Annotated in this window: 24 protein-coding genes; 18 read left to right on the top strand and 6 right to left on the bottom strand. The window is 36.5% G+C overall.

Features of this window, described 5'->3' with window-relative positions; all coding sequences use genetic code 11:
• From ACFJGY_RS00560 to ACFJGY_RS00525, 8 genes are all read left to right on the top strand, one after another.
• The gene (locus ACFJGY_RS00560; RefSeq protein ID WP_379966726.1) at window positions 1-723 is read left to right on the top strand and encodes a DNA alkylation repair protein; all 723 of its coding nucleotides are present in this window, start codon (window positions 1-3) and stop codon (window positions 721-723) included.
• Between the two features lie 54 nt (window positions 724-777).
• Complete coding sequence (locus ACFJGY_RS00555) at window positions 778-1,029, top strand: type II toxin-antitoxin system ParD family antitoxin (RefSeq protein ID WP_379966723.1); 252 nt, start codon at window positions 778-780, stop codon at window positions 1,027-1,029.
• Entirely contained in the window at window positions 1,022-1,321 is a 300-nt protein-coding gene (locus tag ACFJGY_RS00550) for a type II toxin-antitoxin system RelE/ParE family toxin (RefSeq protein WP_379966720.1), read from the top strand. Before ACFJGY_RS00555 ends, ACFJGY_RS00550 begins: the two co-directional genes overlap by 8 nt.
• 54 nt (window positions 1,322-1,375) lie before the next feature.
• Complete coding sequence (locus ACFJGY_RS00545) at window positions 1,376-2,044, top strand: hypothetical protein (protein WP_379966717.1); 669 nt, start codon at window positions 1,376-1,378, stop codon at window positions 2,042-2,044.
• A 13-nt stretch (window positions 2,045-2,057) separates the two neighbouring features.
• Window positions 2,058-4,103, top strand: a complete 2,046-nt coding sequence (locus ACFJGY_RS00540; protein ID WP_379966714.1) for a hypothetical protein — start codon at window positions 2,058-2,060, stop codon at window positions 4,101-4,103.
• The gene (locus tag ACFJGY_RS00535; protein ID WP_379966711.1) at window positions 4,104-5,321 is read left to right on the top strand and encodes a hypothetical protein; all 1,218 of its coding nucleotides are present in this window, start codon (window positions 4,104-4,106) and stop codon (window positions 5,319-5,321) included.
• A gap of 15 nt (window positions 5,322-5,336) precedes the next feature.
• Window positions 5,337-5,678 (top strand): DUF6122 family protein, encoded by a 342-nt coding sequence (locus ACFJGY_RS00530; protein ID WP_379966708.1) that lies wholly within the window; start codon window positions 5,337-5,339, stop codon window positions 5,676-5,678.
• Window positions 5,679-5,891: 213 nt separating this feature from the next.
• Complete coding sequence (locus ACFJGY_RS00525; protein WP_379966705.1) at window positions 5,892-9,293, top strand: polysaccharide deacetylase family protein; 3,402 nt, start codon at window positions 5,892-5,894, stop codon at window positions 9,291-9,293.
• A 25-nt stretch (window positions 9,294-9,318) separates the two neighbouring features.
• Here ACFJGY_RS00525 and ACFJGY_RS00520 read toward each other — a convergent pair whose 3' ends face one another.
• On the bottom strand, window positions 9,319-9,702 hold the full coding sequence (locus ACFJGY_RS00520; RefSeq protein ID WP_379966702.1) for a group III truncated hemoglobin: 384 nt from the start codon (window positions 9,700-9,702) through the stop codon (window positions 9,319-9,321).
• 72 nt (window positions 9,703-9,774) lie between these two features.
• Here ACFJGY_RS00520 and ACFJGY_RS00515 point away from each other — a divergent pair, with 72 nt between their 5' ends.
• From ACFJGY_RS00515 to ACFJGY_RS00495, 5 genes are all read left to right on the top strand, one after another.
• Window positions 9,775-9,942, top strand: a complete 168-nt coding sequence (locus ACFJGY_RS00515) for a hypothetical protein (protein ID WP_379966699.1) — start codon at window positions 9,775-9,777, stop codon at window positions 9,940-9,942.
• Between the two features lie 22 nt (window positions 9,943-9,964).
• On the top strand, window positions 9,965-10,918 hold the full coding sequence (locus tag ACFJGY_RS00510) for an ion channel (RefSeq protein ID WP_379966696.1): 954 nt from the start codon (window positions 9,965-9,967) through the stop codon (window positions 10,916-10,918).
• Window positions 10,919-10,920: 2 nt separating this feature from the next.
• Window positions 10,921-11,409, top strand: coding sequence for a YkgJ family cysteine cluster protein (locus ACFJGY_RS00505; RefSeq protein ID WP_379966693.1), 489 nt, complete (start codon window positions 10,921-10,923; stop codon window positions 11,407-11,409).
• 99 nt (window positions 11,410-11,508) lie between these two features.
• Entirely contained in the window at window positions 11,509-11,880 is a 372-nt protein-coding gene (locus tag ACFJGY_RS00500; protein WP_379966690.1) for a hypothetical protein, read from the top strand.
• A gap of 149 nt (window positions 11,881-12,029) precedes the next feature.
• Entirely contained in the window at window positions 12,030-12,332 is a 303-nt protein-coding gene (locus ACFJGY_RS00495) for a hypothetical protein (RefSeq protein WP_379966687.1), read from the top strand.
• Between the two features lie 31 nt (window positions 12,333-12,363).
• Here the strand turns inward: ACFJGY_RS00495 and hemE are convergent, their stop codons facing one another.
• The 4 genes from hemE to hemA form a co-directional block, all read right to left on the bottom strand.
• Window positions 12,364-13,389 (bottom strand): uroporphyrinogen decarboxylase, encoded by a 1,026-nt coding sequence (gene hemE, locus ACFJGY_RS00490; RefSeq protein ID WP_379966684.1) that lies wholly within the window; start codon window positions 13,387-13,389, stop codon window positions 12,364-12,366.
• A gap of 456 nt (window positions 13,390-13,845) precedes the next feature.
• The gene (locus tag ACFJGY_RS00485) at window positions 13,846-14,541 is read right to left on the bottom strand and encodes a uroporphyrinogen-III synthase (protein WP_379966681.1); all 696 of its coding nucleotides are present in this window, start codon (window positions 14,539-14,541) and stop codon (window positions 13,846-13,848) included.
• A gap of 123 nt (window positions 14,542-14,664) precedes the next feature.
• Window positions 14,665-15,567, bottom strand: coding sequence for a hydroxymethylbilane synthase (gene hemC, locus ACFJGY_RS00480; protein ID WP_379966678.1), 903 nt, complete (start codon window positions 15,565-15,567; stop codon window positions 14,665-14,667).
• Window positions 15,542-16,825: a glutamyl-tRNA reductase gene (gene hemA, locus ACFJGY_RS00475; RefSeq protein ID WP_379966675.1), complete on the bottom strand. Its 1,284-nt coding sequence runs from the start codon at window positions 16,823-16,825 to the stop codon at window positions 15,542-15,544. Before hemA ends, hemC begins: the two co-directional genes overlap by 26 nt.
• 284 nt (window positions 16,826-17,109) lie before the next feature.
• Here hemA and ACFJGY_RS00470 point away from each other — a divergent pair, with 284 nt between their 5' ends.
• The 5 genes from ACFJGY_RS00470 to rodA all read left to right on the top strand — a co-directional run bounded on the left by ACFJGY_RS00470 (window position 17,110) and on the right by rodA (window position 22,847).
• Complete coding sequence (locus ACFJGY_RS00470) at window positions 17,110-18,135, top strand: rod shape-determining protein (protein WP_379966672.1); 1,026 nt, start codon at window positions 17,110-17,112, stop codon at window positions 18,133-18,135.
• Window positions 18,136-18,159: 24 nt separating this feature from the next.
• Window positions 18,160-19,014 (top strand): rod shape-determining protein MreC, encoded by an 855-nt coding sequence (gene mreC / locus ACFJGY_RS00465; protein ID WP_379966669.1) that lies wholly within the window; start codon window positions 18,160-18,162, stop codon window positions 19,012-19,014.
• Window positions 19,004-19,510 (top strand): rod shape-determining protein MreD, encoded by a 507-nt coding sequence (locus ACFJGY_RS00460; RefSeq protein WP_379966666.1) that lies wholly within the window; start codon window positions 19,004-19,006, stop codon window positions 19,508-19,510. The genes mreC and ACFJGY_RS00460 overlap by 11 nt, the downstream gene beginning before the upstream one ends.
• An 83-nt stretch (window positions 19,511-19,593) precedes the next feature.
• Complete coding sequence (locus ACFJGY_RS00455; RefSeq protein ID WP_379966663.1) at window positions 19,594-21,621, top strand: peptidoglycan D,D-transpeptidase FtsI family protein; 2,028 nt, start codon at window positions 19,594-19,596, stop codon at window positions 21,619-21,621.
• Window positions 21,618-22,847 (top strand): rod shape-determining protein RodA, encoded by a 1,230-nt coding sequence (gene rodA / locus ACFJGY_RS00450; RefSeq protein WP_379966660.1) that lies wholly within the window; start codon window positions 21,618-21,620, stop codon window positions 22,845-22,847. Before ACFJGY_RS00455 ends, rodA begins: the two co-directional genes overlap by 4 nt.
• Window positions 22,848-22,928: 81 nt before the next feature.
• Here the strand turns inward: rodA and ACFJGY_RS00445 are convergent, their stop codons facing one another.
• Entirely contained in the window at window positions 22,929-24,302 is a 1,374-nt protein-coding gene (locus tag ACFJGY_RS00445) for an alpha-amylase family glycosyl hydrolase (protein WP_379966657.1), read from the bottom strand.
• Window positions 24,303-24,418 lie beyond the last annotated feature (116 nt).

Below are 24,418 nucleotides of genomic sequence, written 5' to 3'. Positions count from 1 at the left end.
ATGAAATCAACGATTGTCCTTGATATCAGACAAGCGCTTCAGGTTCTTTCGATCCCGGAAAAAGCAGCATTCTTTCCTAAATTTTTCAAGACCGGAAAAGGAGAATATGGTGAAGGCGATATTTTTATCGGCGTTACAGTTCCGGATCAGAGAAAGGTTGCGAAAGAATTTTACAATAAAATTTCTCTCAAGGAATTAAACGAATTATTGTCCTCCAAAATACACGAACATCGCTTGACGGCATTACTGATGTTGATTCTGAAATTTGAAAGATCCAAAGAAAAAGCTCAGCAAAAAGAAATCATCGATTTTTATCTGAATCATCTTCAGTTTATCAATAATTGGGATTTGGTAGATACATCGTGTTACAAGATATTAGGTCGGTATTGTTTTGAAAATCAAGAAACAAAGCTTTTAACTGATTTGTCGGATTCCGAAAATATGTGGCACAAACGGATGGCGATTGTCGGGACAATGTATCATATTAAAAAAGGAAGTTTTGAACTCACTAGAGAATTTGCCAGGAAAAATCTACATCATCCACACGACTTGATGCACAAAGCAAACGGCTGGCTTCTTCGCGAAATGGGAAATAAAAATGAAACCGAATTATTGAATTTTCTTAATATTCATTACAAAGAAATGCCGAGAACTTGTCTTCGATATGCTATAGAAAAATTGGATGAAGATTTGCGTCAGGATTATTTGAAAGGAAGAATTTGATAAGTTACCAATTTTTGGTAATTTTGATTTGTTTAAATTTAAAATCATACAAAAATGGGACGCAATACTTCTGTTTCTTTAGGGAACTATTTTGAGAATTTTGTTGACAATAAGATCACACAAGGCAGATATAAAAATGCCAGCGAAGTTATCAGAGCGGGATTGAGATTGTTAGAAGAAGAAGAAAGCAAAATCCAGATTTTGAAAAATGCCATTCAGGAAGGTGAAGAAAGTGGAATTGCAAAAGATTTTGACCCTGAAAACCACCTTGCTTCTTTGAAAGCCAAAATGAATAAGAATGGGTAAATATTTCCTTAGCAACAAAGCAGTTGAGGATCTGGAAAATATTTATGAATATACTTTTAATTTTTGGTCGGAATCCCAGGCAGATAAGTATTACCTGGAAATTATTGATTTTTGTCAAATGCTCGCAGATAGCCCGAAAATCGGAAAAGCTTATCCGGAAATTGATCCCGAAATATCAGGTTTTATAGCCAATCGACATCTTATTTTTTTCAGAATATTAAATCTTAATGAAATTGAAGTTATCAGAATTCTTGGCGCAGAAATGGATTTAAAAAACCGGATACAAGAATAAATCATTAAGCTTAATCGAAACAATTATCTTTGTTAAAAACCAAACCCTAATTCTGTGAAGATCATTATTAAATATTTTTTTCTTTTCTGCATTTTTATCAGCCTCACAAGTTGTTTCGATATTATTGACAAAATAAGTTTGAAAGCCGACGGAAGCGGAGAATATGCCGTAATCCTGAATGCCAGCAAAAGTAAAACCCGTCTCCAATCCATCTCGAAAATGGAAACTGTGAACGGTAAAAAAGTTCCCACAAAACAGGAAATCGAAAATAAGCTCAATCATGCTTCTGATATTTTCAAAAATGTTCCCGGAATCAGCAATGTGAAAACCAGTCTGGACTTTGATAATTTTATTATAAAACTGAGCTGTAACTTCAAAAAAATTGAAAATATTAACGCTGGTTTGGAACAGCTGAAAGCGAAAAACATCATTGGAAAATCATTTCCTACTCAGATGTATAAAAATAATACAGCACAGAAAACCTTTGTCAGAAACAAAATCGGAAGCTACAAAAACGATTATGACAAGCTGAGCAAGGCGGATAAAGAGGTCTTCAGTAATGCGACTTATACTTCAATTTTACAATTCGAAAATCTTATAAAATCTCAGACAAATTCTTCTTATGCAATGTCGCCAAACAAAAAGTCACTCAAATTGGATGGCAATATTTTAGATTTTATTCTTCAGAAAAAACAGATCCAAAATACCATTTCGCTTCAATAAAAAAACATAAACTATGAAATCAATTTTACTCAAAAAACACCTTTTATTTTTCTCAATTTTCTATTTAATTTTTGCCTATTCACAAAATAAAATACAAGTTCCGTCCAATGCCATTTTCTATATGGAAGTAAATGGAAAACAACTGAATGCAAAAACCAACTGGCAACAACTGAATCCGATTTTGCAGAATTTAAATAAAAATAATATTGTCAAACCAACTTGGAAAGATTTCTCTGAAACGGGAATCCAGAAAGATGCGAAGCAATATCATTACATCAGTTTCAATGATTCTGTTAAGGCTTACACGGCACATTTGATTTTGGAAGATGCGGTTAAGTTTCTGGAATTCATCAAGGTTTCAGCAAAAAAGGATTTGGAAATTACTAAGAAAAACAACTATTCTTTTGCTCATCTGAACAGTGACACTTTTGTAGCCTGGAACGATAAACGAGCCATAATAACCGGAATAAGCTACACAGAAAAATTACCTAAAATGAATTGGGATGAAAATCCAGCTGACAGCACAGTTGTTGTTGTAGATTCTGCAGCAGCAATAGTGGATAGTGCTGTAGCAGCAACGGATTCTACCTATTATGAAGAAAAAAAACCGTTCAATTACAGAGATGAAATAAAATATCTGAAAGACGAGATAAAATACCAAAAACAGGACATCAAAGAACATAATGACGAGATTGTCCGGATGCAAAAAGATATCAAATACCTTGAAAAACATCACAAATATCCGGAAGAAAAAAACCCGGCAGAAAGTGCTGAAGCTGAGGAAGTAGCCTCTGCAAAACCAACCGAGCAATATGATGAGGAAAAGGAAGATCTGGCTTATCAAAAGGAGATAGATTCTATCCAGGCAGCGGATTTTAAAATAATACAGACTTTTGCAGAAAAAGAGTTTGATAAATATTTTGATTCCAATATGGAAATCGAAGTTCCGAAAGAAATGACCAGGTTTCAGGATCCTAATTCTGATGTCTTTATCTATTCAAACTATGGCGAGATTTTCAAAAACGGGACTTATAGAAGTGTGATGGATCTTTACAGTTTTGGCGATCTTCTGGATAATCTCTACAATTCAAATTCCTACTACAACTTATATTTTGACAAGAATAAAGTAAGGCTTGTCAATAATTACCAGCATAGAAATGCTGAAACTCAAAAACGTTTTTCGGCAATTTATCAAGGGAAAAAGAATAAAAAACTGATGTCATTAATTTCTGATAAAAGTGTGGGATACTATGCCATCAACGTAGATGGATACAAGTATTTTGATTTGATGTACAACTTGTTCGAAAGTAACAACGGAAACGGAAAATATCAAAAAGAACTGGCGCTAATTATGGAAACTGTGAAAATTGTTCTGGACGAAGAAGCGATTTCCAAAATTGCACCCGGAAATGGAGTTTTTGTTCTGAATGCGCTGAATACCAAAAAAGTAGATTATACAGATTATGAATATGATGAAAATTACAACAGCAAGGAAATCAAAAAAACGAAAGATGTTGTGATCCCGGATTTTACGTTCGCTTTTGCAACGGAGAACGACAATTATTGGAAACGCGTGTTTGATGTCCTGACGACCAACAAAGAGCTGTCGGAAAAATTCTCTAAAAACGGCGACATTTATTATCTGAAAAAAGATCCTAAAAACAGCAATTATATCGATCAAATCTATTTCACAGTGAAAGACGGCATTGTTTATCTGAGTACGTCTTTGGAAAGTCTGGTGATTAAAAAGCAATCTTCGGTTTCCGAAAAATGGGCAAAAGATGCGGTAAAACATCCGGCGTCAGGAAGTATCAATATGCAGAGATTGATGAATGGGTTGGAGAAAGAATTCAAAACGATGTCTGAGAAAAAAGGATTCGATCTGTTCAGAAAAAATGTGGGCGATGTTTATTTTAAAACCGATGTGAAAGGCGAAAGTATCGAAACAGAATTTAACTACACAACGCCAAACTCTTCCGAAAACAGCCTGATGTACTTCTTCGATTTTTGTAATGATCTGATAAAAAAAACAGAGCCAGAAACGCCGACCGCTTTATAAATGAAAAGGAAATTAATCTTTATTCTGCTTATTCTGTTGGCAATTGTCGGCTATTTTATGTGGTTTCATAAAGATAAAACCCTGAAATTCATTCCGGAAAATGCAGATTTTGTGGTTATGATTGATGTGAAAAAAACATCACAGCAATATGTTTTCAGTTTGGTAAAACATCCGTCATTGTGGTTTGGAGATTCAAAATTGACCTTTAAAAATAATGGGATTAAAGTCCCTGATTTTATTCAGATCTTTCATTTAAAAGAGACCGATTTCTCCGAATGGTATAGCATTTTTGAAATTTCGGATAAAGATGATTTCCAGAAATATTTGAAAGCAAAAGGATTTAAACTTACAAAAAATAACATCTATTCAAAAGATCAATTCTCAATAAAAATTGCTGGTTCAAAATGTATTGTCGGTTTTTCAAATAAAGATTTTGAAAACTCGATAAGCAAATTTTTAAATTCTGAAGATTACAAAAAACTTAATGCAGACCAACTTATTAATAATTCAATCGGCAGTCTTTCTCATCTTTCGGGCTCTCAAATTTGGAATTTTTCCATTGATTTGAATGATGACGATATCGAAATTAAAAATATTTCGGATCAAAATCGTTTCTCATCAATTATTTCAGATTTAGAAAAGAAAGTTTCGTTTTTAAAATTGAAACTGGATTCAAAAAACATTCAGAAAGTTTCACGATTATTTAATAAAAAACTGAATGATTCTCTTAAAATAAAATCTGTTTTCGCGGTTTCAGAATTAGAATTGGTGAATGATAAAATCATTAGTTATGGTTATGACGACAACTTCAACGAGGTAGAAAAAGTAAGTTACCAGAAGATTGTTCAGCCAAATTATGCTATAAATCTTCAAAGTTCTGAACCAATTAAAATTTGGGATTATTTCAAAAATAAAAAATGGATCAATGCTCAAAATCAATTTACGTTGATTCCGTTTCAGCCAAATGCAATCAGCCAAAATGGCAATGAGATCTCAATAACTTCTACCAGGAAACCCATTCGATTAGAAAAAAACAGAGCAGGAAATTTTGTATTCATTAGAAATAGTTCATTCCTCAACAATTCATTAAAGACACTTTCGAAAACCGAAAAGAAATTAATTTCTAATTTAGAATATGTCTTTTATGGAAACTTATCTGAGAATTATTATTTAAAATTAAAATTCAAAAAAGGAGATTTACCGATCATTTTAAGATGATAAAACAGAAATAAAATGCAGATCGATTTTTTAGAAATATTATCTTTAAGAACAGTAAATCATTACTTTTTACACTTGATCTTTCCGTTGGTCATTGCTTACGCTTTCTTTCGGAAAGACTGGAAAAAGGCTTATTTCATTATGCTTGCGACAATGTTGGTAGATGCAGATCATTTGCTGAGCACACCAGTTTTTTCTCCCGACCGCAGCAGCATCAATTTTCACTTGCTGCACACCTATTGGGCAATGGGAATTTATGTACTGCTGTTATTTTTCAAGGGAAATCTGAGGATTATTGGTGTTGGTCTTCTCTTCCATATGTTGACGGATTGGATAGATTCTATTTGGTTGAATTAACGGTATTTCTGATATTTTAAAATTAGGATATTCTTTATAAATTGGTAAAAATTTAAATTTCACAAAGGAATATTTTAAATTCCTTCAAAAAGTAAATATAGCTTTGGGGAAAATATGTTTGTTTAATTTTCCTGAGAAAACCTTTTTTTAGAAAAATTAAAACATTCTGATGCATTTAAAAGGTTTTGTGAAAATTTATATACAAACTCACAAGTGGAAAAATCAAGACAAATATTTCAGACTGAAAATAAAAAACGCTGGAGAAATGTAAAATGGAGCAGTAGGGTTATTATCTTCATCGTTCTTCTGCTTTTCTGTGCATTGATTCTGATGATGAAGATGGACAAAAGTCCAAAATTCCCTTTTCACGAAGACTACAAAGCAGTAATAACGGCCAGCAAACCGTATCTTCAGGAGAATAAGATATCCAAAGAATACAAGGGCTTCCGAAGTTTTATTCACGCAAAAAAAATGCACACGATTGAGGAAAAAGTGAAAAAATCGCGTGAAGAGCATCTGAAAAATCAAAATAAAAACTGGGACAACTTTCCGGCAGGTATCCGGTCTGCATTCTATGTTGCCTGGGATCCACAGTCGCTGATGTCGTTGCGGAGAAATATCAAAAACATTAATCTGGTATTTCCGGAATGGTTTTTTATAGACCCAAAAACCGGTGCCCTGAAGACCAATGTGGATCCGGAAGGTTTCAAAGTGATCAAAAAAAGCGGCATTGCTGTGCTTCCGATCCTGAGTAACAATTCTAATCAGGAATTCCATTCAGAAGGCATTGGTAAAGTTTTGAGTGATCCTGTTAAAAGGATGGTATTGATTAATAAAGTGACATCACAGTGTTTGAAATATCATTTTAGAGGAATTAATATTGACTTTGAAGATTTGAACCTGGACAGCGATCAGATTCTTATTGATTTTATGTCGGATCTTTCCAGCGTTTTCAAAAAAAACAAGCTTCTTGTTTCAATGGATGTAATGACGGATAATGACGATTACAACATTGAAAAACTAAACCCGTATGTAGATTACTTTGTGCTGATGGCCTACGATGAGTACTCAGCAGACAGCGATTCCGGACCTATTTCTTCCCAAAAATGGATAGAACAGCAAACGGATAAGATGATTGAAAAAACCAGCCCGCAAAAGATTATTTTAGGCTTGGGAGCTTACGGCTACGACTGGAGCAGCAATGTGGATCAAAACACATCCGTAACTTATATGCAGGCGATTACAAAAGCCAGTGCAAGCAAAGCGGTGATCAATTTCGATGATAATACATTTAATCTTAATTATTCTTACAACGACAACAATAATAACACGCATACTGTTTTCTTTAATGATGCCGCTTCAATTTTTAATACGATGCGGTTTTCTTCCGAATATCCTTTGGCGGGAACGGCTCTGTGGCGTCTGGGAAGTGAGGACAGCCGTATCTGGAATTTTTATAATCAAGACTTGACTGCAAATGGTTTAGCAAGATTCAATATGAAAAATCTGGAAAATGTCAAAGGGCAGACGATGGTTGATTATATTGGAGACGGAGAAGTTCTGGAAGTTCTGAATACACCACACGACGGACAAATCGCCTTGGAGATAGACCCGGATGAAAAAATAATTACCGATGAAAACTATCTTTCTTATCCAAGTTCTTATGAGGTAAGAAAATATGGAGCTGCTCCGCAAAAAGAATTGGTTTTAACTTTTGATGACGGTCCGGATGAAACTTATACGCCACAAATACTGGATGTCTTGTCAAAATATCACGTTCCTGCAGCTTTCTTTTTGGTGGGAATCAATGCGGAGAAAAATCTGCCTTTGGTAAAACGTATTTACCGGGAAGGACACGAAATAGGAAATCATACTTTCACACACGAGAATATTGCTAAAGTAACTCCTGAAAGAGCTTTGCTCGAGTTGAAGCTGACCCGTCTGTTAATAGAATGTGTCACTGGACACAGTACGATCTTATTCCGTGCTCCATACAATGCTGATTCTGAACCTACAACTCCCGAGGAGATTATTCCGGTAGCGTTGGCAGGCCAGCAAAACTATCTGGACATTGGAGAGAATATTGACCCGGAAGACTGGCAGCCCGGCGTAAAAGCCGATCAGATCGTGGCAAGGGTATTAGACGGTATTAAAAAAGAAAGAGGAAATATCATCCTGCTGCACGATGCGGGCGGAGAAACAAGAGCAGAAACGGTAAAAGCTTTGAATATCCTGATCCCGATGCTCCAAAAGAAAGACTATCATTTTACAAACATTACAAGCATTCTTCACAAAAAAAGAGAAGAATTGATGCCCGCTGTTCCCAAAACCAAATCCTATTATATTATGCAGCTCAATTTGATGCTTGCAACAGTAATCTATGGAATCAGTCATTTTTTGGTTGCGTTATTTATAATCTTTATAGTATTAGGAATTATCCGGTTGGTTATAATGCTGTATTGGGCGATATGCGAGTATAAAAAAGAAAAAAAGCTGAGTGGTTTTCCAAATTTAGAAAGTTATCCGAAAGTTTCGATCATCGTTCCTGCTTATAATGAAGAAGTAAACATTATATCTTCTATTAAAAATTTATTATGTCAGACTTATCCCAATTATGATTTAGTTTTTGTCGATGATGGCAGCAAAGATTCTACTTTGGAAAAAGTTAGGACTTCATTTTCAGATGTAGATACTTTAAAAATTCTTACAAAGACCAACGGCGGAAAATCAACGGCTCTCAATTTCGGCATTTCTCAAACCGATGCAGAATATGTAGTTTGTATAGATGCTGATACCAAGCTGGAAAAAGATGCGGTAAAATATCTGATTGCCAGATTTTTAAATGCTAAAAATGAAGAAAATATCGCTGCTGTGGCCGGAAATGTGAAAGTGGGAAACAGAGTGAATTGGCTCACCAGATGGCAGTCTATAGAATATACAACCAGTCAGAATTTTGATCGTTTGGCTTATGCAAATATCAATGCAATTACGGTTATTCCGGGAGCTATTGGAGCATTCAGAAGATCTGTGATAGATGAGATTGGCGGTTATTCTTCCGATACTTTGGCAGAAGATTGTGATCTGACAGTTAAGATTCTAAAGAAAGGATATAATATTGCGAATGAGAATCGTGCAATTGCGATAACCGAAGCTCCGGAATCTGTAACTCAGTTTCTGAAACAGCGTTTCCGCTGGACGTACGGAATCATGCAGATGTTCTGGAAACAGCGCGAAACATTTCTGAATCCAAAATTCAAAGGACTCGGACTCTGGGCAATGCCGAATATTTTGCTCTTTCAATATATCATTCCTTTGTTTTCTCCGATAGCCGATTTAGTTATGTTTTTTGGGATTTTGTCTGGAAATGGGCATAAGATTTTTATTTATTATCTGATGTTTCTTTTGGTCGATGCTTCTTTAGCATTGATAGCTTTCTTATTGCAAAAAGAAAAATGGACAGATTTGTTTTATATTATTCCTCAGAGATTCGGCTACCGGTGGTTGATGTATATTGTTTTGTTCCGAAGTTTTAAACACGCATCCAAAGGCGAAATGGAAGCCTGGGGTTTTCTGAAGAGAACTGGAAATGTGAAAAATTTTACGGTTGAAAACTAATGGTTGATTTTATTCAGAAAATAAATTAAGATCTTGCATTCACCATTTTGTGATGCATAATTCTGGCAATGTTAAGAGCTCGGGCAATCGCTGTTTCGGTATTTTCGCCTTCGAAATTTGCGTGAACGGTTTCTTCCCAGATCTGCAGCCAGCGGTTAAAATGTTTTTCTTCCAGCGCAGCAATCTCATTTATCGGGAAATGTTTCGCCATCGGAGAACCTTCGTAAACGGGATTTCCCAAGAGAATACTTTCCCAGAAATTATACATTTTCGGAAGATGTCTGCTGAGATCAATTTTCGCAACATCTGTAAAGAAAAATCCAATCAAATCGTCTTTTATTACTTTATCATAAAATTTTTGACCAATAATTCTACATCTTCTCGCCTTGTAATATCTTTCATATGACAAAGTTATGGGTTTTGTATCAAGTTGAAAATAAGATTATTATCAGTTTTTTGTACATTTGGGAAAAATAGGATTATGTTCACATTCACAGTTTTACCGGCTTTAGTGCTTATTGGTTTTATTTCGGTTACACTTTACAAACAATTTGTTAAGAAAAACAGACAGGATTTGAAAGCATCATTTTTATTTGCTGCCTTTTTTTCTGCACTTTGGTGTGGATTATATTATTTAGTATTTTCTTGAGAAAACAGCTAATTTTGCAATTATGTCAAAATTCAGTTTTTCCAGATTAAAGCCAATTAAAGATACAGGTTTTGGAGATAATTTTTCCGGTAGATTCATCAATAAAAACGGCTATCCAAATATCAAAAAAAGAGGAGTCAATATCCTGAATCGTTTCAGCTGGTATCACACGATGCTGGATCTCAAAAGATGGCAGTTCATAGGACTTTTGGTTGGGAGTTATATTATTGTGAATTTTATTTTCGCTTTGATTTATTACTCAATAGGAATAGAGCATCTTACCGGGATCGATAAAAGCAATTTTTCAAATGAGTTTACAGATGTGTTCTTTTTCAGTTCACAGACATTTACGACTGTTGGTTATGGCCGGATTGCGCCTGTTGGCTTTCTGGCAAGTTTGGTGGCAACTTTCGAAGCATTTTTAGGATTATTGGCGTTTGCGATTGCAACAGGTCTGTTTTACGGAAGATTCTCACGTCCGCGCGCTTTTTTGAAATTCAGTGATGTTGCGCTGATCTCGCCTTACAAAGATAAATCCGGGCTGATGTTCCGGATGGCGCCATTCAAAAATACATCGCTTACAGACGCAAGCATTACAGTTTTAGCTTCTTTTGAAATTACAGAAAACGGCGAAACGAAAAGCTCATTTTATACTTTGAAGTTAGAAGTTACAAAAATCACATCATTGATTCTGAACTGGACCATCGTTCATTATATAGATGAGGAATCTCCTTTTTATGGATTGACACCAGATGATCTCAAAAATATTGACATCGAAATCATTGTTCATGTAAAAGCATTTGACAGTATTTTTTCCAGTGATGTGGTGCAAAGAACGAGTTACACATCGGACGAAATTATATATGGCGCAAAATTCGAAAAAATGTACGGACCGGATGAAACCAATCAATTCACAATCCTGAATCTTGATAAAATCAACACAAATCTGCCCGCTCCGTTGCCGGAAATTTCTTAATTATGGACCTCGAATTTTATAAAAAACAAGCCCAGCTAAAACAAAAGGACCACAGAAAATTTCTGGACGGACTCAAGAAGAAACCGCCAAAAAATCTTGATTATCTGACTTTGGAAACTCACGAAGAAACTTTTCAAGAGATTAATTGCCTGAGCTGTGCCAATTGCTGCAAAACGACAGGTCCGCTTTATACAGAAAAAGATATCGAAAGGATTTCCAAACATTTGCGAATGAAACCCGCAGATTTCGAGGGGAAATTTCTAAGAGTAGATGAAGATCAGGACAAAGTTTTACAAAATCTACCTTGCTTTTTCCTGAATGATGATAATACTTGTTCTATCTATGAGGTTCGCCCAAAAGCCTGTCGCGAATATCCTCATACAGACAGAAAGAAAATATATCAGATCAATAATTTAACGGTTCAAAACACTTTGATCTGTCCTGCAACCTATGTCTTTTTAGAAAAACTAAGAAAAGTCTTGGAAAAGTAAGGTCTTAAAGTTTTATTAAAAATCTTAGCATTTCATAACTTTAACATAAGTTGGTTTGATATTTGGCATTGATTATCAAATCATTAAAAATAAAGTATTATGAAAAAGTTAATCACAACAGCCGCTTTTCTTATGTTAGGAACCATGTTTATCTCTGCACAGACAACTAAGAAAAAAGATAACACGACAACAATGCCGGAGAAACCTGCCAACAGCACAGAAATGAAATTGAATACGCCTGTCCAGCCAAACGGGATGAACAGAACTGTTGATACTGCAACAATCAATAATAAATCAAAAATGCAGAATAACCCAAACAGAATGCAGCAAAATCAAACGTTGCCAAACAACGGGACTATACAAAATAATGGCACTTTTCAAACTCCAAATACGACAATGCCAAACAATTCTACGGCGACACCGCAGGTACAACCTGTAAGTCCAGTCGATCCGGCAAAACCGACAAGATAATTTAAATAAAAACCAGAGCTACTTACTCTGGTTTTTTTATGGTATTAGTTAAAGGATGGTTTCCGGATAATTGAGCATAAAAAATAAGCTGTTTTAAAAATTGGTTTAATATTTGGCTTTAGATAATAAAATCATTAAAATAAATTATTATGAAAAAATTAATCACAACAACAGCTTTTTTGTTATTTGGTACCATATTTATGACTGCTCAGACAACAAAAGATAGTTCAAAAAAGGTATATAAAAAATCAACTGTCCGGAAGGAAATGAAATCGAAAACTTCTGTTCAGCAAAACAACAAACCAAAAATGGTAGACACAGCGAATATTGAAGAAAGACAAAAGAGAGCAGACGAAAAATTGCAAAGACAAACAATTCCTCAAAAAGATGGCTTAAATAATGAGGCTGCCAGACCTTCCCAGCCAAAACCGGTTCCGGGACAATTAGAATAAAAAAACCAGAGCGACTTGCTCTGGTTTTGTTTTATGCTTTCCAATCTACAACAGCTCGTATAAAAGCTTCCGCATTTTCAACCGGAATATTTGGTAGAATCCCGTGTCCGAGATTCACAATGTATTTATCTTTTCCAAATCGGTCAATCATCTCGTGAACCATTTTCCTAATCGTCGCCGGCGTCGAATGCAGTCTTGATGGGTCAAAATTCCCTTGAAGCGTCACAGAATTATTCGTGAATTTTCTTGCCAGTTCCGGCGTAATGGTCCAATCCACACCCAAAGCAGAAGCTTTAGATTTCGTCATATCTTCCAACGCAAACCAACAGCCTTTCCCAAAAACCACAACGTGTGTCAACGGCGCCAGAGCTTCAACAATCTGATTGATGTATTGCCAGGAAAACTCCTGATAGTCAGCTGGTGAAAGCATTCCGCCCCAACTGTCAAAAACCTGAACGGCAGAAACGCCTTTCTCCACTTTTCGTTTCAAATAAGCGATGGTCGTATCCGTGATTTTTTGCAATAATTTATGCGCCGCTTCCGTTTGCAAGAAACAAAATGACTTCGCAATATTGAAGTCCTTAGAACCTCTTCCCTCGATACAATAACAGAAAATCGTCCAAGGAGAACCAGCAAATCCAATCAACGGAATCTCATTGTCTAGCTTTTCCAAAGTCATTTCTATCGCGTCGAAAACGTAACCTAATGTTTCATTCACGTCCGGAACTACCACATCGTCAACTTGTTGAGCCGTTCTGATGGGTTCATCCAACCATGGTCCAACAGATTCTTTCATTTTGAAATCAATGCCCATCGCTTGCGGAACCACCAAGATATCGGAGAACAAAATCGCCGCATCCAAAGGAAATCTTCTAATCGGCTGAACCGTAATTTCCGAAGCCAATTCCGGCGTCTGGCATCTGGTGAAAAAGTCGTATTTGTCGCGCAACGCAATGAATTCCGGCAGGTATCTTCCGGCTTGTCTCATCATCCACACAGGCGGTCTTTCCACGGTTTCGCCTCGCAAGGCCTTCAGGTATAGGTCGTTCTTTATCATTTTCTTAAATTTTTTGGGCGCCTTTTTCCGCCTTCCACTCCCGCTTTTTTCTTTTTGTTGCCCGAGCTTAGTCCAATGCAACAAAAAGAAAAAGAGCTTCGTTCAAGTCGGGGCGCACTTCGCAAAGTTTCAATATTAGTCTTCCAAATCAGATTTCCAAGCAGTTGAACTTTCCCGAAAAATTAGTTTTAAAATTATTTTATTTATTTGAACTGTTGTAAAATATGCAACAGTTCAAAACTTCTTCAATTCGAGTTGTTGCAAAATAAGCAACATCTATATCTATGCAAAAAAATATCAATAGCGTCGGGCTTCAGCCCGATGTTGAAAATTGATAGCTAATTAGGCTTTAGCCAAAATTTAAACTAGCTTTCGGCTAAAGCCACTTTCATTTCGCTTGTAAAAATGGGCTAAAGCCCATTCCTATTGATTTTTTTTATAATAATTATTACAAGCTTAGATTGTTAGGTTTAGCAAAATCAAATTCAACAAATCGGCTAACGTATTTTTATGACTTGTAATTATTTTATTTTCAGTTAGTTTATTCAATTCCGATGTCGTCGTTTTTCCAATCGAAAAAATCTTCAAATCCTCAAGACTATTAAACTTCGCAAAACTACGAACTCCACTCGGACTAAAGAAAACCACAGCCTGATATTTCTCATTGATTTTCGGAAACAGCAATTTGGTCTTATAAACAGGGATTTTTTTGTAAGAAATATTCTGCAACGGGAATTTCTTATCCAAAATATCCAAAGCCAAATCGCCGCAAAAATGCAAAAACTTTTCATTCACAGAATTTTCTGTGATAAACTGAGACAATTCGCTCGCATTCTTACAAAGCTTGAAGGTTCCAAAATTATGTTTCCTCAATTCCTTTTTTGTCTGCGAACCAACTGCGTAGATTCTATTATAATTCTTTTCAGCAAAATTCTCATTCGCTTCAAAACCATTTTCGAAGAACGCTTTTACGCCATTTACACTTGTGAAAATCAATGAATAATTCTTCAAACCGAAAGTTTTCGTTTTAATGAATTCCATTTTTATGACCTCTACAAAATCAACCGACACTTCGACTCCGCTCAGTGTGACAGTTCCTAATTTCTCAGAAACTTTTTTTTGGTCCAGTGATTTTGTAAAAAGGATTTTCATATGGTCTTTAACGCAAAGGCGAAAAAAATTAGTAATCGGTATTTATATAGAAGTCACAAATTTCAAATTGGCGACTTTGAACATTTCAAATGAATAATTAATTGCGCCTTGGCGTTAAATCTGCTACAAGCTTTTTCTAATCTCGTCCATCAATTCTTTCCCGCCGTTTTCCAAAACCTTTAAAGCCAATTTCTCTCCAAAATTCTCAGAATCGTTCCAGTCAAAAATTTCATCTGTTTCGATGCAATATTTTCCATCAAGCGAACAGAGTCTTCCAAGGAATCTGATTTGACCACCCAATAATTCAGCTTTTGCACCAATTGGAGCAGTACAACCGCCTTCTAAAGTTTTCAGAAACTCTCTTTCGATGGTAATGCAGATCTCAGTTTCCTTGTGAGAAATTGATTTTAAAATCTCGCTAAGTTCCTGATCATCAATTCTGCTGGCAATTGCAACCACACCTTGCGAAGGCGCCTGCAGCAAAAATGGGATCTGTTCATAATCAACGTCAAGATTCATTCTTTTGATTCCTGCCAAAGAAAAAATGGTAGCATTAGCAATACCGTCATCCAGTTTCTTCAAACGGGTTTGAACGTTTCCACGGATGTCCGTGAATTCGGTTTCCGGAAATTCCTTCAGCCAAAATGCACGTCTTCTCAAACTGCTGGTTGCAATTTTAAGCACGTTAAGATCCAAAGGTTCGGAATCATTATTTCTAACCAAAACATCTTCTGGAAAATCCCGTTCCAAAACCGCAGAAATCTGAATGTTTTTCGGCAATTGCGTCGGAACGTCTTTCAGAGAATGAACAGCAATATCAATTTCATTATTCAATAAAGCGATATCCAGATCTTTGGTGAAAATACCGGTAATTCCCAATGCGTAAAGTGGTTGGCTCAGATTTTTATCTCCGGAACTGATTATCGGAACGATCTCTGTTTCAAAGCCAAGATTCTGAAGTTTAAATTCTACTTCGTGAGCCTGCCAAAGTGCAAGCGGACTATTTCTCGTTCCTATTCTTATCATTGGTATCTTGTTTATGAATGTCAAGAATTTCTTCCATTAATTTTGTAATTTCATCAGCACGGGAAGGATTTTCCAGAATGTATTTTGCAAAACGATTCGTGATCTTCTGAATCAAATTGTTGGACAATTCCATATCCTCGATCTTGGCATAATGGAACTTCTTATGAATATTATGCATCTCGTTTTCCTCGATTTTCTTCAAAGAATTTTTGAAATGATTGATCTGAGGTGCTAATTTTCTTTTCTTTTCCCAATCGGCAAATTCCTTCGCCATTTCTTTGATGATCGCTTCAGCTTTTGGGATTTCCTTTTTGCGCTGGTCCATCGTTTCCTTGATTTTCTGCGAAAGCTGATCCACATCGATTAATGTTACATTTTCAAGTTTGCCGATTTCTTTCTGAACATTATTCGGGATCGAAAGATCAATGACAAGCATTTCCTTATTTTTAGGAAAATTAGTTTCATCAATGATATATTTCTGTGCGCCGGTTGCAACAATCAGAACATCAGTTTGCTTTAGTTCTTCCGGGAAAGTTTCAAAATCGATTTGAGGGATATTATATTTGTCGGCAATTTTTTCTGCCTTTTCAAAAGAGCGGTTTGCAATCTTTATTTTTGGCTGATAAATATGTTTTACAAGATTTTCAATGGTATTTTGACCAATTTCTCCAACACCCAAAAGTAAAATATTTTTCTCGTGAATATGTCTTGTATTATTGAGGATATAATGAACAGCTGCGTAAGAAACAGAAGCAGATCCTGTGCTGATACCCGTCTCATTTTTAATTCTCTTCGAAATCTGAATTGACGAATTAATCGCACGTTCCAGATATGGATTCGAAAAATCTTTATAAGTTTTGAATCTGTGATAAGCATTTTTGATCTGAGACACGATCTCAAAATCACCAATAATTTGACTTTCCAAACCGGCAGCCACACGGAAAAGATGAAACAAGGCATCTTCTCTTTGGATTACATTCACATAATTCAGGAATTCGGAAAGCGAGACGCCAACCGTGTTGCAATAGAGTTCGGCGATGTGAAGGTAATTTTTTGTGGTAGAATAAATTTCTGTCCTGTTGCATGTAGAAACCACAAAGGCATCACCAAAATCCTGCTCGTGGATCTGATTAACAAACTCTTTGATATGGTCATCAAAAAAAGCAAATCTGCCCCTGGTTTCGGCATCGGCTTTTTCATAACTGATGCTGAGAACGGCGAGATCGGATGTTTGATGGAATTTATTTTTAGTGCTCATTTTCAGTGTGCAAATTTACAATATTTAATACAAAGACTCTTTCCGAATATCATTTTGAGAAATTGATAAAATCTATAAACAAAACCATGAATCGTATAAGAATAATAAAAATTTCAAAGATTTGATGTAAGAGTAATAATTTTTGATTTCTAATTGATATTCAGAATTATTCAGCAATATAATTTATTGAAATTTTAAGGAAATTTTAACCAAATTATTTTCAATTCAAGATAGAGAATGCGTCTAAATTTATATCTTTGTAAACTTAATAATTACTGAACAAAATGGGTATATTGGATATGTTTACGCAAGAGATTGCGATTGACTTGGGAACTGCTAACACGCTTATCATACACAATAACAAAATAGTTGTGGATCAGCCGTCTATTGTTGCAATAGAACGCTCAACTGGAAAGCCGATTGCCGTTGGTGAACAAGCAAAACATATGCAGGGAAAAACCCACGAAGATATCAAAACCATTCGTCCGCTGAAGGATGGTGTTATCGCGGATTTCCACGCTTCAGAACATATGATCAAGGAATTCATCAAACAAATTCCGGGTATCAAAGGGAAACTTTTTCAGCCTGCTCTTAGAATCGTGATCTGTATCCCTTCAGGAATTACTGAGGTTGAGAAAAGAGCTGTAAGAGATTCTGCTCAGAAAGTGAATGCGAAAGAAGTTCGTTTGATTTATGAGCCAATGGCTGCTGCAATAGGAGTCGGGATTGATGTTCAGAAACCGGAAGGTAATATGATCATCGATATAGGTGGTGGAACTACTGAAATTGCTGTGGTTGCGCTTGGCGGAATTGTTTGTGACAAATCTGTAAAAATTGCAGGTGACGTTTTCACCAATGATATTGCTTATTACCTGAGAACGCATCATAATTTATACATCGGAGAAAGAACGGCGGAAAGAATCAAAATCGAAGTTGGTTCTGCTGTCGAAGAATTGGATGTTCCAATTGACGATATTCCTGTACAAGGGCGTGATCTCATCACCGGAAAACCAAAAGAGATTATGGTGAACTATAAAGAAATTGCTAAAGCATTAGATAAATCGATTATCAGAATCGAAGATGCGGTAATGGAAACGTTATCTCTTACACCTCCGGAACTGGCTGCTGATATCTACAAAACCGGAATCTATCTTGCCGGTGGCGGAGCTTTGCTAAGAGGTTTGGCAGACAGACTTCACAGAAAAACAGGACTTCCTGTTTTCGTAGCAGAAGATCCTTTGAGAGCGGTAGTTAGAGGGACCGGAATTGCTCTTAAAAATATGGACAAATTCAATTTCCTTATCAAATAATTAAGATTTTTCTCAAGTTTTTAGATGGGTGCTTTGCTGAGATTTTTTTCTAAGAATGCTTTGTTTGTGTTCTTTGTATTCTTGCAATTGGTAGCAATTGTACTTATTTTCAGCAAAAATACAATGCAGCAAAGTTTCATTGCGGCCAAGACTGCAGCTTTCAATTCGTGGGTTTCTGGCTACATTGATGAAGGAACTTCTTACCTGAAACTGAAACAAATCAATGAAGATCTTGTCACTCAGAACAAAGCTTTGATGGTGCAACTTTATGGAAAAGATAAAGCAAAAAATCCAAGTTTCCGAAGAGTTTACGATACCATTGGTGGCGGTCAGATCTACACTTTTGTAGATGGTGAAGTGGTTTTCAACAGCATCAACAGGCGAGATAATTATTACACAATCAACCGCGGACGTCTTCAAGGCATAAGTTCCAATATGGGTGTTATTGCGCCTCGTGGAATTGCCGGGATCGTTATCAATACAACTGATAATTATTCTTTGGTCAAATCAATTCTAAGTGTCAATAAAATAAAGATCAGTGCCGCTCTTAAGAAGTCCGGTTATTTCGGAACATTATCCTGGAAAGGTGACGATACAAGAACGATGACACTTTCCGATATTCCAAAGTATGTTCCTCTGAAAGTTGGTGACTCCGTTGTGACCGATGGCAAATCCTCTATTTTTCCTGCCGGAATTATGGTGGGAACAGTTGCAGGCTACGAAGTGGACAGCAAAACGGGTTTTTGGGATATTTCCGTAGAACTCAGCGAGAAGATTGGAAAATTAAGTACAGTTTATGTCGTAAGAAATTTGAAGAAATCTGAAGTTCAGAAAATCGATGATACATTAAAAGCTCAAATTAAAAAAGATGATCAGTAGAAACGTTGTATCAGATCTTGTTTTGATCGCATTGCTGACGGCTTTTCAGATTTTCATTCTGAACAGAGTGGCTCTTTTTGGGCAATATATTCCTGTGCTTTATCCTGTCTTTGTAATGTTTTATCCGTTTTTCAGAAATAGATTTCATTTTTTGGCATTGAGTTTTATTTTAGGATTATGCGTTGATGCGTTTTTGGGAACCTGGGGAATCAATGCTTTTGCAACCACGGTTGTCGCTTATTTCAGAACGATAATATTCAGAACTTCCACAGATACAACGACAGATTTTTTCTCATTCCAGAGTATCCAGTGGACACAGTTCATCTTCTTTATTGTAACCAGTATTTTCATCCATCAGCTTTTGGTTCAGTACATCGAGTTTTTTAAGTTCGACAGATTTTTTGAAATTTTATTTAATGTAATAGTTACCAGTATAATTTCGTTTGTATTTATATTAGCCTATGCATTAGCATTTAAAATCAAGCAAAAAGTCTGAAACCGAAAGAATGTATTTAACAAAACAAAAAAAGCTCTCACATTGAGTTTGCATATGTCCTCTGAAAAAATATAAAAGTACATATGAAGTCACAATATCTCAAGATCATTCTCGCTCTTTCTATCATTGCATTAATTTTTATTGCAAGGCTTTCTTATTTGCAATTACTCACCGACCGATATGCTTTGAATGCTGCAAATACGTCTATCAAAATAGAATATGTCATCCCTCCAAGAGGTGTCATTTTTGACAGGAACGGAAAAATATTGGTTGGCAACCAGCCGTCTTTTGAGATCTCTTACACTGCAGCACTTCTCAAACCGGATTTTGATACCATAGGATTTTGTAAATTATTAGGAATTACAAAGTCCGATTTCATCCAGACGATGAAAAATATTGAAAAGGAAAAATACTACTCCCGATTGACGCCTATGACTTTTATGAAAAATCTAAGTCGTGAAGAAATGGCAAGAATCCAGGAGTTGATCTTTAAATATCCGGCTTTCAGCATCGTTCCTCGTCCGCAGAGACAATATGAAATTAATACTTCAGGAAACCTTTTGGGTTATACGAATCAGGTGAATGATAACGATATCAAGAAAGATTCACTCTACTATTTACCAGGTGATTTTGCCGGGAAAAGTGGGGTGGAAAAATCTTATGAAAAAGAACTTCGTGGCGAAAAAGGAATGAAATATATTCAGAAAGACATTCGCCAAAGAAGCATCGGTTCTTACAAAAACGGAGAATTGGACAAAGAAGTGGTTACCGGAAAAGATTTAACTCTGACCATCGATTACGATCTTCAAAGAATGGCTGAAGAAATGCTCGTGAACAAACACGGCGCAGTCGTAGCTCTGGATCCCAATAACGGTGAAATTCTGACGATGGCAACCGGACCGGACATCGATCCGAACCTTTTTACAGGACCAAATAAATCACGAAACCTATATAAATTAGCCACCGATACAATCTTTGAAAACAAACCGACTTTCGACAGGTCTGTTCAGGCTGCTTATCCGCCAGGATCGACTTTCAAATTGCTGACCGCTCTCACAGCGATGGAGATGGGCGTGATGACAGATCAGACTATTTTTCCTTGCGGAAGAGGATTTTTCTACCGCGGGAAAAGTATCAAAGGTCACGGTGGTGCAGATCCGCTTATTCCTGCTATACAGGTTTCCAGTAACTGTTATTTTACGTATGCCTATCTGGCCATCATCAAAAAATATCCTGGAGATCCTTCACGAGGTGTGAATGAATGGAAAAAGATCATCAATAGTTTTGGAGTAGGAGAGTTTCTTAATAACGATTTAGCAGTTGGAGCAAAAGGTAGAATCCCTTCCGGTGAGTTTTATGAAAAGAGAATGAAATCCATCTACAAAGCCAGTGGTTCTAAACGTACAGATTTTAAAAACTGGGATGAGATGCCAACCGGCGCTTTATACAACGGGATGGGACAAGGCGACGTTCTTTTGACACCGCTGCAGATGGCAAATTTCGTTGGTGCCATTGCAAATAAAGGCTGGTATTACACACCTCATATTGTGAAAAGTATCGATGGAAAACCAAATCCGGATCCGAGATTCAAGAAAAAACACATGACGATGATCCAGAATCCGCATTACTACAACGTAGTTCTTCAGGGGATGGAAGCCGTTATGATAAAAGGAACCGGAAGAAGCCTTAGATCTAAAGATTTTACACAGCTGGCTAAAACTGGAACGGCACAGGTTCCTCAGGGAAAAGATAATTCGATCTTTGTATTGATAGCACCTGCTGACAAACCGAAAATTGTAGTGGTTGCTGTTATGGAACACGCTGGTTTTGGTGCAACGTGGGCCGGTCCTGCTTGTACCGTAATTGCAGAAAAGTACATTACAGGAGAACTGAAAAGAGAAAATCTTTACAAGAAAATGATCACGTCCAGCTTTATGCCGGAATATAAACGCCAGTATATTTCAGAAATGAAACGAAAAGGCTGGTACAAAGAACCGCCAAAGGATACTGTAAAACTTAAGAGGATAAAAGACAGCCTGCAGGCCATCGAAAATAGAAAATTAAAGAAAGACAGTTCCAAAATTAAACCTCTAAAATCCGGTAAAAAATGAAGTGGGCAGAAGGGATAGATAAATTAGGGATTGGACTTTATATCCTGCTTTGTGTTTTCGCTATTATTAATATCAATAGTGTGGATGCCAAGTTGGGAAGCAAGCAATTGATGTTCTTCGGAATCTCATTGTTTGTCGGGATGATCATATTCTTTATGAGAACCAAATTCTTCGAAAATATGTCGGCGATAATCTATGTCGGTGGCGTACTGCTTTTGATTGGATTATTTCCATTTGGGACAGAGATTCTTGGTCAGAAAAACTGGTACAAATTCGGTGGGTTTACGATGCAGCCGGTCGAGTTTGCAAAGATAGGAACAGCCCTGATGTTGGCGAATTACGTTTCCAGTCCGGATTTTAATCTTAAAAATAAAAAAGTTCTTTATACCGTTTTAGCGATTGTGGGTATTCCCGGTGTTGTCGTTTTGATGATTCCCGATGTGGGTTCACTTTTGGTGTTTTTTGCCTTCGTGATGGCACTTTACAGAGAGGGACTTTCCGGTTGGTTGTTCGGGATCATCTTTGTCTTTGCTGCTGTTTTTCTAATTTCAATTGCAGTCAATCCTTTATATATTACGATTGCAATTCTGATTATTGCGGCGATTTATGTTTTTCTTAATTTTTATAAGATCCAGGGAAATGTAATGTTGATTATCGGGATTGTCCTTACAGTGGGCTTTCTCAGCGGATTATCATATTCTTCCACTTATATTCTTTCCAAAATGCCTAAACACCAGCGGGAGAGAATCGAGGTTTTATACAAAGGCGAAAAAGCATTCCGTGATACTTCCGGATATAACTTATTGTATTCTAAAACTGCGATTGGTTCCGGCGGCATAATGGGAAAAGGTTACAAGCAAGGTTCTGTAACGCAGGGAAAATTTGTTCCCGAGCAGGAAACCGATTATATCTTCTGCACCGTTGGCGAAGAGTGGGGTTTCTTGGGCAGCTCTATTTTAATTCTCTGTTATTCTGTTTTTATTGGCAGGATCTATTATCTCGCCGAGAATCAGAAATCCACGTTCAATCGGGTTTTCGGGTATTGTTTTGCGTCGATTCTACTGATTCACTTTTCCATCAATCTTGGGATGGTAATGGGACTTTTCCCTACTGTAGGGATTCCGCTGCCATTTTTCAGTTACGGCGGAAGTTCTCTTTTGGCATTCTCGATCATGACGTTTATCTTCTTCAAACTCAATTACGCAGACAAAAACAGCCTCGTATAAACGAAGCTGAATAAAAAATAAATAATTTTAATATTAAATCAAATCTGCAAAATCTGCCTGATCTGCGAAAATTTGATGGTTTTAATTCTTCACCAAAACAACATATTCCCAAGGCTTCAAAGTTATAGTTGTCTTTTCAGCATTGATGTTATAGATTTCTCCCGTAAACAATTCTCTGTATTGCCCATTGTAATATTTCGTATCCAGACTAGTAGGAAGACTTTTATCCGAAAAATTAAAAATGGATAAAACCGCATCATTATTCTTTTCCCGGTAGATAGATAAGACATCATTCATTTGGTTATTCGTCACTCTTATCATTTCACCGCCATATTTCCCATTCCAAAGTGCCTGGTTTTTATGTTTCAGATCAAATAATTTCTGATACATTCCGTAGAATTTATGATCTTTCCAAACGATCTCGTCTTTCTCGAAAAACTCCAGGCTTCTGTCGAGTCCCGCTTCCTGTCCACTGTAAACCAAAGGCATTCCGTTGGCTGTTCCACAAAGAACCATCGCCGTTTCCAATCCCTTTCCGAAGTTGGAAAATTGATTTCCTTCCCAGGAATTTTTGTCGTGATTGTCTGTAAATAGCATTCGGTAAGAATCTAATGGGAAGCTGCCAACATCGTGCGCCATATATTCATAAAGTGCGTTTGCTCCTTTTCCACCAGTGGTTGCAAGTTTCAGTTTATCCCAAAGCGACCACGAATAAGTCATATCAAATGACTTTTTGTAAAGATCCCTGGATTCCCATTCTGCCAGCATAAAAATGGGTTTTATTTCAACCATTTCTTCTCTCGCATTTTCCCAAAAATCAACAGGGATAAAGCCTGCAACATCACATCTGTAACCATCAATGTTGGCTTCTTTTACCCAGTATTTCAAAGCGCCCGTCATATATTCCCGGAAGTCAGGATTGTTGTAATCAAAATCGATGACATCATCCCAATCATACCAAGGTGTTGGCTGGAAATTACCTTCCCTTGATTTTGTATACCAATCCGGATGTTCTTTTGCCAGCGGATTGTCCCAAGCGGAATGATTCCCGACCCAATCTATAACCACGTACATTCCCATTGCGTGGATCTTATCAACCAGGTTTTTAAAATCTTTTAAAGTGCCGAAATCTGGATTCACACCTTTGAAATCTTTTACGGAATAATAACTTCCCAATTTTCCTTTCCGATGCTCTTCTCCAATAGGATGAATAGGCATTAGCCAAAGAATATCAACGCCCATTTTTTTGAGTCTCGGCAAATGTTTTTCAAAAGCTTTGAAAGTGCCTTCTTTGGTGTATTGTCGGATGTTGACTTCGTAGATTGTCGCATTCTTACTCCATTCGGGATGCTTGATCTCAACATAAGGTTTTGGCTGATAGCGTGCGTCTTTGGTCTGAGAGAATCCGAGAAACGGAATCATCAGGACCAGGAGTAAATACTTTAATGAATTCATAAGGCTTATATATTTCTCTAAAATTAAAAAAAGCCTGATTAAGTTCTTAAAATATTTTAATTTTTTTCTCTAATTTAAATTTAATAAGACCGTATGTAAGTTATAACAAGGCATTA

It is taken from the genome of Epilithonimonas sp. UC225_85 (assembly GCF_042695135.1).
GTDB lineage: Bacteria > Bacteroidota > Bacteroidia > Flavobacteriales > Weeksellaceae > Epilithonimonas.
This window is presented reverse-complemented; position numbering and strand designations above follow the sequence as displayed.

What these genes read in the sequence shown, in the direction of transcription:
- ACFJGY_RS00560 (WP_379966726.1), top strand. Translation starts at nt 1, where the DNA reads ATGAAATCAACGATTGTCCTTGATATCAGACAAGCGCTTCAGGTTCTT.
- ACFJGY_RS00555 (WP_379966723.1), top strand. Translation starts at nt 778, where the DNA reads ATGGGACGCAATACTTCTGTTTCTTTAGGGAACTATTTTGAGAATTTT.
- ACFJGY_RS00550 (WP_379966720.1), top strand. Translation starts at nt 1,022, where the DNA reads ATGGGTAAATATTTCCTTAGCAACAAAGCAGTTGAGGATCTGGAAAAT.
- ACFJGY_RS00540 (WP_379966714.1), top strand. Translation starts at nt 2,058, where the DNA reads ATGAAATCAATTTTACTCAAAAAACACCTTTTATTTTTCTCAATTTTC.
- ACFJGY_RS00535 (WP_379966711.1), top strand. Translation starts at nt 4,104, where the DNA reads ATGAAAAGGAAATTAATCTTTATTCTGCTTATTCTGTTGGCAATTGTC.
- ACFJGY_RS00530 (WP_379966708.1), top strand. Translation starts at nt 5,337, where the DNA reads ATGCAGATCGATTTTTTAGAAATATTATCTTTAAGAACAGTAAATCAT.
- ACFJGY_RS00515 (WP_379966699.1), top strand. Translation starts at nt 9,775, where the DNA reads ATGTTCACATTCACAGTTTTACCGGCTTTAGTGCTTATTGGTTTTATT.
- ACFJGY_RS00510 (WP_379966696.1), top strand. Translation starts at nt 9,965, where the DNA reads ATGTCAAAATTCAGTTTTTCCAGATTAAAGCCAATTAAAGATACAGGT.
- ACFJGY_RS00505 (WP_379966693.1), top strand. Translation starts at nt 10,921, where the DNA reads ATGGACCTCGAATTTTATAAAAAACAAGCCCAGCTAAAACAAAAGGAC.
- ACFJGY_RS00500 (WP_379966690.1), top strand. Translation starts at nt 11,509, where the DNA reads ATGAAAAAGTTAATCACAACAGCCGCTTTTCTTATGTTAGGAACCATG.
- ACFJGY_RS00495 (WP_379966687.1), top strand. Translation starts at nt 12,030, where the DNA reads ATGAAAAAATTAATCACAACAACAGCTTTTTTGTTATTTGGTACCATA.
- hemE (WP_379966684.1), bottom strand. Translation starts at nt 13,389, where the DNA reads ATGATAAAGAACGACCTATACCTGAAGGCCTTGCGAGGCGAAACCGTG.
- ACFJGY_RS00485 (WP_379966681.1), bottom strand. Translation starts at nt 14,541, where the DNA reads ATGAAAATCCTTTTTACAAAATCACTGGACCAAAAAAAAGTTTCTGAG.
- hemC (WP_379966678.1), bottom strand. Translation starts at nt 15,567, where the DNA reads ATGATAAGAATAGGAACGAGAAATAGTCCGCTTGCACTTTGGCAGGCT.
- hemA (WP_379966675.1), bottom strand. Translation starts at nt 16,825, where the DNA reads ATGAGCACTAAAAATAAATTCCATCAAACATCCGATCTCGCCGTTCTC.
- ACFJGY_RS00470 (WP_379966672.1), top strand. Translation starts at nt 17,110, where the DNA reads ATGGGTATATTGGATATGTTTACGCAAGAGATTGCGATTGACTTGGGA.
- mreC (WP_379966669.1), top strand. Translation starts at nt 18,160, where the DNA reads ATGGGTGCTTTGCTGAGATTTTTTTCTAAGAATGCTTTGTTTGTGTTC.
- ACFJGY_RS00460 (WP_379966666.1), top strand. Translation starts at nt 19,004, where the DNA reads ATGATCAGTAGAAACGTTGTATCAGATCTTGTTTTGATCGCATTGCTG.
- ACFJGY_RS00455 (WP_379966663.1), top strand. Translation starts at nt 19,594, where the DNA reads ATGAAGTCACAATATCTCAAGATCATTCTCGCTCTTTCTATCATTGCA.
- rodA (WP_379966660.1), top strand. Translation starts at nt 21,618, where the DNA reads ATGAAGTGGGCAGAAGGGATAGATAAATTAGGGATTGGACTTTATATC.
- ACFJGY_RS00445 (WP_379966657.1), bottom strand. Translation starts at nt 24,302, where the DNA reads ATGAATTCATTAAAGTATTTACTCCTGGTCCTGATGATTCCGTTTCTC.